The sequence below is a fragment of the Paenibacillus sp. MDV22-iso6 genome (assembly GCF_058408365.1).
Genome location: NZ_JBZVDZ010000003.1, coordinates 454042 through 468455, shown reverse-complemented (window position 1 = coordinate 468455; position 14414 = coordinate 454042). Strand labels below are relative to the sequence as shown.

The window sequence follows — 14414 nt, the reverse complement described above, 5'->3', positions numbered from 1 at the left end:
GACTTTACACTTGACCACTCCGATTGCAGTACCCTCTTCCGAACACTCCACGCTTATTTAGTTCGTCACATCCTTCACGGCTTCTTCATAGATGCTTTTCTCCAGTGCTTCGTCCAGATTGGCAGCTTTCTTGATCAGGCCATACTTCAGGGCAATATCCGCAGTCCGCGTAAACGATTTATCCACGAAACTACCTACCTGTTTCTCTGTAAATCCTTCCGGTCGAATCAGCTTCGCAATCTCTTCCAGCATGGTCACCTGATGTTCGCGGGTCGTGCTGCCGTCTGTTACGTTTTTCATCACGATATCCACCGTTTCATTCTGATTGTCGATGGCGTAGTTCCAGCCTTTCAGAACGGCACGGGTCACTTTCACCGCGAGCTCTTTATTACTGTCCACCCAATCCTTCTTCGCGATCAGCGTATCCTCCAGCATACCTACCCCGGCATCCTCAATGTTGAATACATCCAGGTCGGACTCCTTCGTTCCGCTTTCCAGTACCACGTGATATTCGTTATAAATCGTTGCCGTGGCGACATCCACCTGATCGTTGAAGAACTGATCCATCGTGAAACCCTGCTTCACCAGTTCAATATCCTTCTTTGGATCAAGACCGTTCTTCTCCATAAAAGCGAGAACCTGAAACTGCTGGCTGCCAAACCATGTGCTCACTTTCTTGCCTTTCATCTGGGCGGGATCGGTAATACCCGCGGACTTCTTCGCAATCAATCGATAACTGCTCTTCTGCGAAATCTGGGCGAGGGAGACCAGCGGAAGACCGTTATCCCGGCTGACCAGCAAACTGTCTACCCCAGTGATACCCACATCGGCTGCGCCGTTAACCACCTGCTGTTCGATCACGATATCCGGGCCACCCGGAATGATCTCGGCATCAATACCTTCATCTGCAAAGAAACCTTTCTCCTTAGCGGCGTATATCCCCGCGAACTGAGCCTGAGGCACCCATTTGAGCTGAATCTTCACTTTGGTTAAGGGCTGATCTGACCCTTCCGCTCCCTCCGAGCTGGCAGCAGCAGGGGTGACGGAAGACTCTGATTTTGCGGAGCACGCTCCCAGCATCGCAACGACCAACAGTACCAACACCAGAAAACCCGGTTTTAACGTTTTGTACATATACAGAACAACCCCCTGTTTATATAAGGATTTTCAATCAGGTACTGTGAAGCCTGCTTCACGAGTCAATCGATCTGTGGAAGGTTGGCATCTTAATGAGCTTTAAGGATCTGTATGTGCACGATTCCACGGGGTCAGCCGTTTCTCGGCCAGAACGACGGCTTCATACAACACAATACCGAGCACGGCGGCGATAACAATACAGGACCAGGCAAGTGGCATGTTCGCCAGTCGGATCTGATCCGAGAGCAAGTATCCAAGCCCCTGGGAGGCGATGAAAAATTCACCCACAATGGCGCCAATAATGCTGGTCGACATATTAATTTTCAGACCTGCGAAGAGGGAAGGCAGTGCATGAGGCCAGCGCAGCTTTACGAAAACCTGCATCCTGCTGGCGGCAAGACCACCCATCAGATCACTGTATTGCGGCTGAATTGAGGTCAACCCCTTGAATAGACTCACAGCCATGGCAGCCATCGTAATTACAGCCACGACGGCAATACGTGACCATATCCCGTCCCCAAACCAGTTGTTCATAATCGGGGCCAGCGCAACAATCGGAACGGCGTTCAGTGCTGACATTACAGCAACTGCCGCCCTGCCACTCGTCGGGAAGAAGGATGCACCCGCAGCCGCCAAGGCTCCCAGCAAGGAGCCGAGCAGAAAGCCACCCAGCATCTCAGTTCCGCTGTACATCGCGTATCGGAAGAGCATTTCTGCATTTTCGCTGATGGACGTTGCAATTGCTGATGGCACAGGCAGTTGGTAACTTTCAAGCGAGAATAACTGATGGAACAATCGAAGTTGCCATAAGGTAAGAAATAAGGCTCCGGCAAGCCACGGCAATAGGCGCAATCCAATTGATCTTTTGCGAACACTACTACTCCGCAGTCTCTGTCCGGCTTGTCCCTGTTGCCCATGGATATCCGAGCCTGAAGCAGTTGGCACCTTAATCGTATCCACAATAGATTCCCCAATGGAGCCCGTGCCAGAGACAGCGACCGTTGCACCCTCCTCACCTTTGCGGCTTACCACCACACTTTCATTCATCATGCAGCACGCCCTCCCTTGGCCCTGAATTCGGGCTGCCATGGGGTTAGCCAGCGCTCAGCGAGGCTGATGGCAAGATACGAGATGAGTCCAATGCCAATGCTGAGCATGATGGTTGCCCAGAACATGCCGATTTGGGCACTGCCGTAATACAAGGAACTGACCATTAGTACACCAAGTCCATCCGGGGCTCCCATCAGCTCCACCACAATGGAAGAGGTGACTGCAAGTGGAGCAGCTATTTTCATACCGGAAAACAGACCGGGCAGCGCAGACGGCAGCAAACATTTGACATAACGCGCAGGCAGGGAAGCTCCACAGGAACGCATTAGCTCCAGATGCTCCGGCGCTGTACTTTTTAATCCTTTGAGTGTGTGGATGATAATCGGGAAGAACGTAACGTAAGCCGCCATTATAATTCGGGCCCACTCGGCGTTATGGATAATGCCATAGACAATGGGCGCAAGACCGATTACGGGCACCATCTGGGAAGAGATGACATACGGAGATAAGGTACGCTCTACCCAAACCGCCACACTCATGAGCAGGGCCAGCAGCAGACCCAACACGGTTCCACCGGCAAAACCAATTGCTGCATTCCCAAACGTTACGGCGCCCTGTTCAGCCAATGTGCCTGAGTAACGAAAAAGGGCTGCGAGAACCTCATGGAGATAAGGAAGACGGGATGCCGCCTGCTGGGGTGACATGAACAAATGGAGAATCCAGGCGATACCTTCCCACAGCAGCAATACGAACAATATCCAGATCACTACCCAGGAGCGAAAACCCAGCTTATTGGTGTGCAGGAACATGGATTGGATCACGCTCCTCATAGAAACAATTGCGGATGGTGGTCATCATACGGTAAAAGGCTTCGGTTTCCCTCAGCTCTCGATCCCGCTTGGCTGGCAGGTTGACGGAATGAATGGAGTGCACCTGACCAGGGTGTGCGGAGAGGACGATGATGCGGTCAGATAGAAATACGGCCTCGGGGATACTGTGTGTAACGAACAGGAATGTCTTGCCTGTAGATCGCTTAATATCAAGCAGCTCCAATTGCAGCTTCTCCTTCGTGAATTCATCCAGTGCGGAGAAAGGTTCATCCATAAGCAGCAATGGCGGATCAAGCGCGAGTGCACGTGCAATGGAAACACGCTGCTGCATGCCCCCACTGAGCTGCCATGGATAATGGTCAGCAAAGCGAGTCAGCCCAACCATTTCAAGCAGTTCACCACTCATGCGGCGGCACTCCTTCCGGCTTGTGCCGAGCAGCTCCAGGGGAAGCTCCACATTGTGGCGTACCGTGCGCCAATCGAATAACGCTGGAGTCTGGAAGACAATACCGAACTGGCGCTGCAACCGCGCCCGCTCCGGTTCTTCCCCGGCAACCCGGATGCTGCCTGTCGTTGGCTGGAGCAAATCGGCTACGAGTCGCAGCAGTGTGGACTTGCCACAACCCGAGGGGCCAAGCAGAGAGACAAATTCATTGGAATGGATTTGAAATGAAACGTCGGACAGGGCGGTAACTTGTTGTGCTCCACTGCCAAATACAACGGAAATGTGATCCAGCTCGATATGGCAGGTGTCGGGGACGATGATAGAGGACATGGGCATTCTCCTTTTCGCGGGAAGCTCGCAATCTTTTCACACCAAGGCTGAATGGAAGGTTTATATACACGAACGTAACAGGTTTTGCTTGTTAGGTAATACTATATATCTTTGGGCGGGGATTACATTATACAGACTGTTTTGAGTATGGGCCTGTTCATGTTACACAGTGTAAAATGATACCGATTCTCAGTCCTAAACATGTCAATGTCCGTGTATGTTATCTAACATCTGCTTCACTCATACAGAACTCTTGTAATATCCAAGTAAAGGCGCATAATCATTTGTATTTATTGAATAAATATTCGGAAAATATGACATATACCCTCGTATTCTTGTTGATTTTCTTGTATAAACATTGATAACAGCATTTTGCAAAATGCTCATATAGAAGGACGTGAACTCTCGCCCCGATACGGTGTCTGGTTCCGGGATCATGAAGGCGGTGTCATTGATTCCCGTCCACCACCCATAGTGGCTGGATAATCGCGTTTCCGAACAGTCTCGCAAAGGATTTTCAAAATCAGAAATCGGGGTGGTCCGTATGTTTGATTGGCTGGGATGGAGAAAAGGATGGCCGCTGTGGCGGTCGTATCGGTTGAATGCAAATATGAAGCAAGACGTAGAGGAAATCTTTGAGGGCATCGCCGAGACCCGGCGGCAGCTCTTGATGGATTGGGCTGAGGAGCAGTGGAATCATCTCGATCGATTGCTTCAACAGGTACGAGCCGTTCATCCGCAGGGTATGTTACAAGGCACAGAAGATGTACACGGATTGGAGGTATGGTTCGCAGCAAGTTATGTACGCGCTACCGATAGTACTGAGCTTTTTATGCTGAACGAGCAAAACCAGGTTGTATTTTCTACATATAAGAAACATATTGGACAAGTCTACGAAGATGGAAATGCTTTGATCGGGCCAGGACTTAGGTATACCCAAGCGGATATCAACGGACAAAAGTGCCTGTTTGGACCTTATTCTGATCCGCTCACACTAGAAATTGGACCACGTTCTTCCACGTTTCACGATGATGTAACCTTGACGTTTATCGTACCGATCATGGAAAACGGCCGTTACATCGGTTCCCTGTGCAGTCGTGTGCCTAATGATGTATTGGGCGATCTGATCCAGCGTGAATCAGGCCACATCTACCCTGATTCGGGGGATAATTATCTTTTTATGGCTGAATCAAAACTGCGGCCTACGCTTCAACCCGGGACTGCCCTGTCCCGCAGCCGCTTCGAGGATCATACATTCACCCATGGGGAGAATCTGAAAGACGGCGTAACCACTGAATGGGGCGTTGTATCTGTTAAAGAACATACCGAATTGGAATTGATGTTTACCGATCCTTCTACCAACGAACTTCATCCCGGTGTAGCGAATACCATTCACAATGGCTCCAATCTGTTTGTGGCTTTTCCGGGTTATTCAGACTATCGTCATATATCAGTTATTGGAAAAGGCATCACGTTCCAGCTTCCCCACTGTCCGGATCTGTGGGGCATGATGTGTGAAGGCGATTTGGAGGAAGTGTATCGGATACGCAGCATTGGCTGGCGCCAATTCAAGCAGCATAGCTTGTACATCCTGTTGTCAGGCATTGCGGGAGCTGCACTTGTATATGCGCTGACTGGAAGTGCATGGAGCGCAGCAGCCATCGCTGCCTTTAATTTCATCTATGGATTCCTGACTGCAAGCCAGCTGCAACGAAAACATGTTCAACGGGGCCATGAGGATTTGCGCCGCATTAGCCGCTTTATTCGGATTAACGCCGAAGGCAAAGGGGATCTGACTCAGCGTCTGGACACGTCGGCTTTTGCCCAGGATGAATCAGGTGAACTGGCGAAATGGATCAACAATATGATCGACTCTCTGGAAGGAATTATGCTCAAGGTACAGCTTGCCACCGTGGATGTGATGAACAACCAGCACCAGATGCGGGCGTCAACGGAAACTACACAGGGAACAACCGAACGTGTAAATCTCAAACTTGGCTCTATGATTCAGGGGATACGCAAGCAGCTTGAGGACCTGGATCAGGCCAAAGTAGCCGCCGACGAAATGCGCCTCACCTTACAACAGCTTGAAGTGTCGTCCACAGAGCAGATTGACGTTGCCCGCCAGGAAGTGGAGCGTATTGGAGAAAAAATGACTCAGATCTCGGGAGCCGTGTCCGACACCAACCATACGATTCTATCCTTTATGGCGACCATGCAGGATATCTACCGCGCACTTGCTGTCATTGATGAAATTTCGGCACAGACCAATCTGCTCGCACTAAATGCTTCCATTGAAGCAGCCCATGTTGGCGAACACGGACGTGGATTTGCCGTCGTTGCTGGTGAGATCCGCAAACTTGCAGAATTATCCCGTTCCTCCACGGAAGATATTCATCAGATTCTGGATAATATCTCAGTAGCGGCAGGAGCAGCCTCGCAATCCATCAAGGAAGGCGATCAGGTGCTGGCTGAAGGCACCACGCTTGTTCAGGCTGCTTCGCAGTTACTCCAAAGTGCAACGGCTGAAGAACCCCAAAGAACACAGGTTGTAGATCAGGTCGTGGTATTGATGGAGAATATCGCTGCCATCAGCCACAAAAATCGTTCCACGTCTTCGGAGGTTGAAGCCGAGATGGTCGAGCTTATTAACGACATGCTGCACGTTCAGCATTCATCGCACAATGTCGAAGCCATCACGGTCTTCTTGCAACAGCTTGTGGGACAATTCCAACTGACCCATCCCGATAAAAACGTAATTACCTGACGTCATCATTGACGCGGATTGGAGAAATAGCTAAAATTTGATGCAACTGTTCGTTTAGACATTGTCGGTTCATTTCATATAGAAGCTTTCCAATCTGAATCAATGAAAGGGTGGTCTGCATGGAAATGCTCCAGGATTCTTTTGGCAGAATACATGACTACATCCGTATTTCTGTTACGGACCGCTGTAATTTGCGTTGTGTGTACTGTATGCCTGAAGAAGGCATGGAATTTGCCCCGCATGACCAAATTATGAGCTACGAGGAAATTGCCCAGGTGCTCAAAGTGTTGGCTCCAATGGGAATGCGCAAAGTCCGTCTGACCGGAGGCGAGCCTCTGGTACGGAAAGATCTGCATCAACTCGTAAGTATGATCTCGGCCATTGACGGGATTGAAGATATTGCGTTAACTACCAATGCATTGCTGCTGGACAAACAGGCTCAGGCCCTGAAAGACGCTGGACTGAACCGGATTAACATCAGTCTGGATTCCCTGCAGGCGAGCCGTTTCTCCATGATTACTCGCGGTGGGGATGTAAATAAGGTACTGAAAGGCATTGAAGCCGCCACGGCAGTTGGACTTGCTCCGATCAAGCTGAATGTCGTGTTAATGAAGGGCATCAATGATGATGAGATTAAGGATTTCATTGCCATGACCATAGATCAGCCACTGCATGTACGCTTCATTGAATATATGCCGATTGGGCAGGCTTCAGATTCATGGCGCAAATCGTATTTGCCGCTGGAAGCAGTCACGGATGTATGCGCGGAGGCTGGCTGGGCGGTGGAAAATACGGCAGGTCCGGCAGGTAATGGTCCATCACGAAACATGAAGATTGCCGGTTCACAAGGGACATTCGGATTGATCCATCCGGTCAGTGATCACTTCTGTGATAACTGCAACCGACTCCGCCTGACAGCAGATGGGCATATCAAAGCTTGTCTGTACTGGTCGGATGAATACAACGTTCGCCGCTTCGTAGATGCTCCCGATGCTATGGCAGCTCTCTTCCTCAAGGCTCTTGGCACCAAACCGAAGAATCATGAAATGGCGCTTGCCCTGGAGCAGAAAATGCAAAGTCATACACCGACGGTACGACGCATGTCCCAGATTGGTGGATAGGCAAGCGTGATCTGGCGGGTACCTGCTCATCGTTTAAATGCATCAGAGCAGGAAGAAATAATAAACGTAAGCACACGATATACTTCTCAAAATACAGCCATTATTGATGTACTAAAAGCTGCTGAGGTCAGATGATCCTCATCAGCTTTTTTGTCATGTATTTTTCTTTTTTCTAACCTTGTTGATCAATTTTCCTGATTTCAAGATTAAAATAAAATAAATCTGCCATATGTCCTCTTTAGGCCTTCAAGAATCCCGCAATTCTGACGATGAATATACAATACATCACGATAATACGCACACATATATAGGAGTTGATCCAATTGAATATTGTTGAAGCACTTGTTGCAGCAAGCCCGTATTTTAAAATCATGCTCAAGGAAAATGATTTGATGATTGCTGTTACCGATATGGAGCAGTTCCGGTATTACGTACGGAGCGAAGATCTTGATTTGGGTATCAAGGCCGGAGATCCGATCTCACTTGAAGATCCTACACTACGCCGGGCACTTATCCATGGTGAAACTTCAGCCAATCGTATTGAAGCGCATCATTACGGGACTCCCATTAACTCTGCGGCTACCCCACTTCGCGATGAAGCAGGCCAGATCGTAGGCGCATTGGCCATTGGATTTTCGCTCAAAAACGAGGAGAAACTGGGGCACTTCACCGAATTGATCGGAGAAATCAGCGGTAAGTTAACCGATATGGTTCAGACCGTAGCCGCTCAGTCCCAGCAACTGACTGCTTCATCTTCACAGATTTTGGACAACACACGGATGGCGGTACAAAATTCCAGTGAAGTCACCAAGGTAGCTTCATTCATTCGTGAAATTTCGGAGCAGACGAACCTGCTAGGCCTGAATGCTGCCATTGAAGCAGCTCGAGCAGGAGAAGCAGGCGCTGGCTTTGGCGTTGTTGCTACCGAAGTACGCAAATTATCCACCGGAACCAAAGAAGCCACAGTGAACATTGAACGCTCCTTGAAGGAAGTACAACATTCCATTCGTCAGATGGAACAGGAGATTACATCCATCGCCCAATCCAGCAACCAGCAGGCCGAACTCGTCACCGAGTTCAGCGAGGTCATTGATCAACTGAACAACGCATCTCAGGATCTCAAAGCTTTTATTGAATCCATGCTATTGAAGGCAGAATAATATAGAATACTCATTTGGCGCATTAACTATAAGGCCAGCATATAAACAATCCCCACACGTTTAACGTGAGGGGATTCTTTTCTATTTTTACGATAGAATCAGCTTCCACAGCATCATGCCCGCCATTCCGACCATGACTACAGCGGATAACCGATTGAAGAAAACACTGACCCAGCCTGTACGGTCTGTTCTACCTACTAGCCTGCCTGCACCCGCCAGTCCCAGAAACCATACCCATGATACTACTGCCGCCGTTATTGCAAAATAAAAACGTGTGACCCCTTCGTATTGAAGTGAACTGGTTCCGATTACGGCTACCGTGTCCAGCAGGGCATGCGGGTTAAGCAAGGAAACGGAAGCTGCAAAAGCGATCTGTCTTCCCGCAGATAGCACTGCTGCTGAACTATTGGCAGGGCCGGATGACCTCCAAATGCTCCATGCCATATAGAGTAAAAATACACTCCCTCCTGCATACAATAAACTCGCCAGCAGCGGCCATTGCAGCAAAATGAGGGACACCCCTCCGACCGCTGCACCAATCAACAACGTATCACTGAGTCCTGCGGTTACTATCGCTGGCAGCGCCCGCGCATAACTTCGCTGACTCATGCCCTGATTAAAAATAAACACATTTTGTACACCAAGTGGCAAAATCAGTCCAAACGCCAGCACCACCGCGTGAATAATTACCCCCATCGTTCATCCCCCTTATAGCCATGTCTCCATAGTAGTAGAGATAACATCAGGCGTAACCAACCACTTGGATGGCATCGGACCCAACCAAATGATATAGTGTTCAAAATAAGAGAAAACGTAAATCCCATCACTCATTCTATAAAGGAGGCAAACCTGCCCATGAATCGTTCTGATTCTCGACAGGGGGGCAGCTGGAAGCCGGACCCCTCCCATTCCTTACCTCTGTACCGACAGATTGAAGTCTATATCAGCGAGAAAATTACTGCCGGCGAATGGACAGCAGGATATCGGCTTCCATCACAACGGACATTGGCTCAAACCATGGGTGTGAACCGCAGCACGCTGGTTACTGCACTGGAAAATCTGGCTGCCGCAGGCATGATTGAAGGCAGACATGGCGGCGGAACCTATGTCTGTGGCTCTGGCTGGCATGCGCTGGCTCACGGAGCTCTGCCCAACTGGGAGGAAGCCATCGAAGAAGGCTGGTATTATCCCAATCTGCCAGAGGTACAGCAGATTAACCGGGCTGAGTTCCAGCCAGACATCATCAGACTTGGTACAGGTGAGCTTGCACCTGAGCTGATGCCCCAGGAGGCTTTTAATGACATCCTCCTTGCTCTATCCAGTCGTTCTCGTACACTAAACTACCTCGAACCACAGGGTAGTCTGGAGCTCCGACAGGCTTTGTCCGTTTACTTGCAAGCAAGCGGCATCCAAGCCTCCGCTGACTCCATTCTGATCGTATCCGGCTCTCTTCAGGCACTGCACCTTATTTCAGTTGGGCTTCTGCCCCGCGGATCGGCAGTTCTGCTGGAGAAACCATCTTATCTGTACTCCATTCATGCCTTCCAATCCGCCGGATTGAAAATGAGTGGCATTCCGATGGATGCCGAAGGCTTACACACTCCGCGTCTGGAAGATGCCGTACAGAACAATGCAAACAGGGACAGCATCTCACTGCTCTATACGATTCCGAGCTTCCACAATCCTACTGGCTCCGTCATGAGTGACAGCCGCCGGGAAGAAATTCTCGCCACAGCGCGGAACACCGGCATCTCCATATTGGAAGATGCCGCTTATAGCGACCTGTGGCTGGACGAGCTCCCGCCGCCAGCGCTGAAGGCGCGTGATAAAGAAGGACGGGTGCTGCACATGGGCACCTTGTCCAAGGCGGTGAGCCCCGGTCTGCGCCTCGGCTGGCTGGTTGGGCCGGAGCCGGTCATCCGTCGCCTCGCAGACATCAAGATGCAGACGGATTATGGCACCAGCTCCCTCGCTCAGGAGGCTGCTGCACTCTGGTTTGCCGATGGATACCACGAGCAGCATATGGATCGCCTGCGGCCAGAACTGCGCAGACGCAGAGACTTCATGATCCAGCTTCTGCAACGCGATTTCGCTGAACTCGTCGAGTGGAGCATACCTGCCGGAGGCTTTTATATCTGGCTCAGATTTACCGTCAGTCCTCTTTCCATTCGCGAACTGTTCCATGCCTGTCTGGAGAATCATGTGCTGATTCATCCGGGTTATCTTTATGACCGCCTAGATGCAGAGCACATTCGTCTGTCCTATGCCTATGCTTCACCGGATGAGATGGAGCGGGGCCTTCACCTTCTGGCACAGACAGTCAAAAAGCTGATGACATCATGAAATGAAAGAACCGCCTTGATCGGAAGGAGTGACATCCCTCCGATCAAGGCGGTTCTTTTGAATTTTTGTATTCATAAGACAGACACGTCTCGTCTAGATCGCAGGCAGGTTTTCTTTACCCTTTTACCGCACCCTCTGCAATCCCCTCCATGATGAACTTTTGGAAGAACGCATAGATGAGAACCACCGGAATCGCGGTCAGTACCAGGGAGGATAGAATCAACGGCCATTCCTTATTGTACTCGCCAAACAGCATGTTCGTGGACAGAATCAGCGTATAACGATTTACATCCGTCAGCATGAGTAGTGGCAACAGGAAGTCATTCCATATCCACAGGAAGTCCAAGATGGCGATGGTGACCGTAATTGGCAGCAACAATGGGAAGATGATCTGGAAGAACGTCTGGAACTCATTACATCCATCCATCTGTGCCGATTCTTCCAATTCACGCGGGATGGACTTAACAAACCCGTGATACAGGAAGATCGCCATGTTCACACCAAGTCCGATATAGATCAGGGCCAATCCGTATGTGCTACCTTGAACGTGAAGTCCTTTGGCAACCCGTGTCAGCGGAATCATGATCGAGTGAAAAGGAACGAGCATGGATGCCACGAACAGGAAGAAGATCAGGTTGCTCAATCTGCCTGAAGTACGCGACAGCTTGTATCCGGCCAATGAAGCGCAGAATACAATACCACCAATCCCCAGGAAGGATACAATCGCCGAGTTCAAGGAGCTGCCCAGCAGGTTGATTTTGTTAAATGCATCCGAGTAGTTTTCCCAATGAAATGTCGTTGGGAGAGCTATAAAAGACTGAAACATTTCGCCTTGTGTTTTGAATGAGTTCACAATCGCCATGTAGATTGGCAGCATTGCGACGAGGGAGCCCAGCACCAGCAGCAGTCGAATAAGGTAGCTGTTAATTCGTTGCATCCTCATGCTTCCACCTCTTTCTTCTTCATCACCGTAATCTGAATGAGCGTGAAGATGAGCACGATGACGAATAACACAACCGACTTGGCACTGGCATATCCGTATCTAAAATTGTTGGAGAATGCCTCTTCATAAATATTCATCGTAATGACCTGAGTTGCTCTGCCTGGACCGCCACCTGTCAGACCGTACACAACTTCAAATACTTTGAAGGCTCCGTTCAGTGTCAGGAAGAAACAGATCGTCACGGCATGAGTGATCATCGGTAATACGACATTACGCAGTACCTGGAACGCGTTGGCTCCATCAATAACAGCCGCTTCCTTCAGACTCTTCGGCACACCCTGGAGTGCAGCCAGATAGATGATCATCATATACCCCACACCATTCCAGAGCGATACGATCAGGATGGAGTAGAATGAAAATTTCGGATCACCCAGCCACTGTTGGTCCAAAAAGGAGACCGCCAACTTCTCGGCCAGCTGCGGCAGCACCTGGGAGAAGATGAATGTCCACATAAAGGCGCTGATGATTGTACTGATCATGTTCGGCATGAAAAACAGGGTCCGGAATAACCCCTTGCTGCGCGTCCGTGTCTCAATGAACACGGCGAGCAGCAAGGCAATTCCATTTTGCAGAATCAGCATAAACACCACATATTTCAACGTGAACCACAGGGAATTCAGAAAGTCGGGATCTTCCTTGAACAGTTCCACGAAGTTCCCCAGACCGATAAAACTGTAATCCCGGTTCAGACCATTCCAGTCCGTCAAGCTGTAGAACAAGCCGCTAAATGTGGGATACAGCAGGAAAATGGCATAGATGACAAAGGCAGGCGCAGTGAACGCTAGCAGCGACAGATACTTCTTGAATACATTCGTAGCCATTGGTTCTCCCCCTTTTCACTATAAGCATACTCGCGGAAACGGGGGAACGAAGACCGTTCTGCCAGCCGTTTCATCTGCTTACTTGTTGACTTTGTTGTAGGATTTCCACGCCTTGTCGAGCGCATCAATCACCTGCTGCTGATCCAGTTGTCCGGAGTAGTAACCTTGCAGCGCTTTGCCTGATTCATCCTTAACCGCTTGAGGAATGGATGGATCCTGATACGCTTTGCCTTCATTAACATATTTCAGGGCATCGTCTACCCAAGGGAAACTTTTGAAGTCATGAATTTTGGCAACCGGATTGAATTTCAGTGCTTCGTAGAATGCACTTGAGTCCTTGTCATCGAGAACATAGTTCACGAAGTCGAGTGCCACTTCCTTGTTTTTGCTGGAGGAAGATACGGCCAGTGAAGTCGATGTGCTCAGGTTGATTTTGGTATCATCCGGGTTGTCATTGATCGGCAGTGGAGCTACGCCGAAGTTGATATCCGGATTGGACTTCAGGATGGTTTCCGCGAACCAAGGTCCTTGAATCCACATTGCTGCTTTGCCTGTTGCAAAGGCTGCTGAACCATCATCGCCGCCCACTTCGAGTGCTTTCTCCGTTCCATTGGCATTGACGAGATCGAAGATGTCGAACAAGGATTTCATATCCGAGAAGGAACCTTGATCCTGATTCATCTTATCCAAGAAGTCTTTATGTTCTGACTGAGTCAGTGCACCTACAGTAAGTGGCAGGAACAGTTGTGGAATCCAGGCTTCTTTGTATGAAAGTTCAAACGGGGTGATGTTGGCTGCTTTCAGCTTTTCCACGACCGCTTTCATTTCCGTCAAAGTTGTAGGTACCTCTATCCCCTGCTCTTTGAAAATATCCTTATTGTACAGGTATCCCCAAGATAACGTTTCCAAAGGAACGGCCACGACTTTACCCGATGCATCCGTTACGGAAGGCTTAACGGAATCCAGTAATTTATCGACAAAAGGTTGACCCGACAGGTCTTCCAGATAACCTGCTTTGCTGAACGGTGGAATTTCATTGACCGCATGAAGTGCGAACACGTCCGGTGCATCATTGGAGGCAAGTCGTGTTTTCAGAATCTGAGGCGCATTATCTGCTGGCGGCATCTCCAGTTGTACGTTGACCTCAATATTCTTTTCGGCTTTCTCCTTGGCTTTGAACTGTTCTATATATTTATCGTAATGTTCTTTCAGCCGCGGCTGTGCAATGAATACTTTGAGGGACACCGTACTGCCCGATGCAGTTCCCTCCGTCTTACCATCCGTACCCGCATTGGAACCGCAGCCTGCGAGCAGAACACTCACAAGTACCGCACTTGCTACGCTTTTCCATACTTTCATCTCTTATGACCTCCCGGTGTAACTGGTTTGTCTTTCATAGGATCATTA

12 protein-coding genes are annotated in these 14414 nt (G+C 49.6%); 4 read left to right on the top strand and 8 right to left on the bottom strand.

What is annotated here, in order from left to right; all coding sequences use genetic code 11:
* Window positions 1–57 precede the first annotated feature (57 nt).
* From AC4PM4_RS11285 to AC4PM4_RS11270, 4 genes are all read right to left on the bottom strand, one after another.
* Window positions 58–1134, bottom strand: a complete 1077-nt coding sequence (locus AC4PM4_RS11285) for an ABC transporter substrate-binding protein (protein ID WP_491613628.1) — start codon at window positions 1132–1134, stop codon at window positions 58–60.
* Between the two features lie 102 nt (window positions 1135–1236).
* A complete protein-coding gene (locus tag AC4PM4_RS11280; RefSeq protein WP_491613627.1) occupies window positions 1237–2187 on the bottom strand; it encodes an ABC transporter permease in 951 nt (316 codons plus the stop codon).
* A complete protein-coding gene (locus AC4PM4_RS11275) occupies window positions 2184–3008 on the bottom strand; it encodes an ABC transporter permease (protein WP_491613626.1) in 825 nt (274 codons plus the stop codon). The genes AC4PM4_RS11280 and AC4PM4_RS11275 overlap by 4 nt, the downstream gene beginning before the upstream one ends.
* Window positions 2977–3792, bottom strand: coding sequence for an ABC transporter ATP-binding protein (locus AC4PM4_RS11270; protein ID WP_256337981.1), 816 nt, complete (start codon window positions 3790–3792; stop codon window positions 2977–2979). Before AC4PM4_RS11270 ends, AC4PM4_RS11275 begins: the two co-directional genes overlap by 32 nt.
* A 610-nt stretch (window positions 3793–4402) precedes the next feature.
* Between AC4PM4_RS11270 and AC4PM4_RS11265 the strand changes: the two genes are divergently transcribed.
* From AC4PM4_RS11265 to AC4PM4_RS11255, 3 genes are all read left to right on the top strand, one after another.
* Window positions 4403–6559, top strand: a complete 2157-nt coding sequence (locus AC4PM4_RS11265) for a methyl-accepting chemotaxis protein (protein ID WP_491613625.1) — start codon at window positions 4403–4405, stop codon at window positions 6557–6559.
* A gap of 119 nt (window positions 6560–6678) precedes the next feature.
* Entirely contained in the window at window positions 6679–7680 is a 1002-nt protein-coding gene (gene moaA / locus AC4PM4_RS11260; RefSeq protein ID WP_063566937.1) for a GTP 3',8-cyclase MoaA, read from the top strand.
* Window positions 7681–8003: 323 nt separating this feature from the next.
* The gene (locus tag AC4PM4_RS11255; RefSeq protein ID WP_076287553.1) at window positions 8004–8840 is read left to right on the top strand and encodes a methyl-accepting chemotaxis protein; all 837 of its coding nucleotides are present in this window, start codon (window positions 8004–8006) and stop codon (window positions 8838–8840) included.
* A gap of 87 nt (window positions 8841–8927) precedes the next feature.
* Here AC4PM4_RS11255 and AC4PM4_RS11250 read toward each other — a convergent pair whose 3' ends face one another.
* Window positions 8928–9536 carry a LysE/ArgO family amino acid transporter gene (locus AC4PM4_RS11250; RefSeq protein ID WP_090808961.1) on the bottom strand — a complete coding sequence of 203 codons (609 nt, stop codon included), beginning with the start codon at window positions 9534–9536 and terminating at the stop codon, window positions 8928–8930.
* Window positions 9537–9695: 159 nt separating this feature from the next.
* Between AC4PM4_RS11250 and AC4PM4_RS11245 the strand changes: the two genes are divergently transcribed.
* Entirely contained in the window at window positions 9696–11183 is a 1488-nt protein-coding gene (locus AC4PM4_RS11245) for an aminotransferase-like domain-containing protein (protein ID WP_491613624.1), read from the top strand.
* Window positions 11184–11298: 115 nt separating this feature from the next.
* On the opposite strand, the gene AC4PM4_RS11240 is transcribed toward AC4PM4_RS11245, so the two are convergent.
* From AC4PM4_RS11240 to AC4PM4_RS11230, 3 genes are all read right to left on the bottom strand, one after another.
* Entirely contained in the window at window positions 11299–12126 is an 828-nt protein-coding gene (locus AC4PM4_RS11240; protein WP_024632759.1) for a carbohydrate ABC transporter permease, read from the bottom strand.
* Entirely contained in the window at window positions 12123–13007 is an 885-nt protein-coding gene (locus tag AC4PM4_RS11235) for a carbohydrate ABC transporter permease (protein ID WP_064641854.1), read from the bottom strand. Before AC4PM4_RS11235 ends, AC4PM4_RS11240 begins: the two co-directional genes overlap by 4 nt.
* A gap of 78 nt (window positions 13008–13085) precedes the next feature.
* On the bottom strand, window positions 13086–14366 hold the full coding sequence (locus AC4PM4_RS11230; RefSeq protein WP_063566932.1) for an ABC transporter substrate-binding protein: 1281 nt from the start codon (window positions 14364–14366) through the stop codon (window positions 13086–13088).
* Window positions 14367–14414 lie beyond the last annotated feature (48 nt).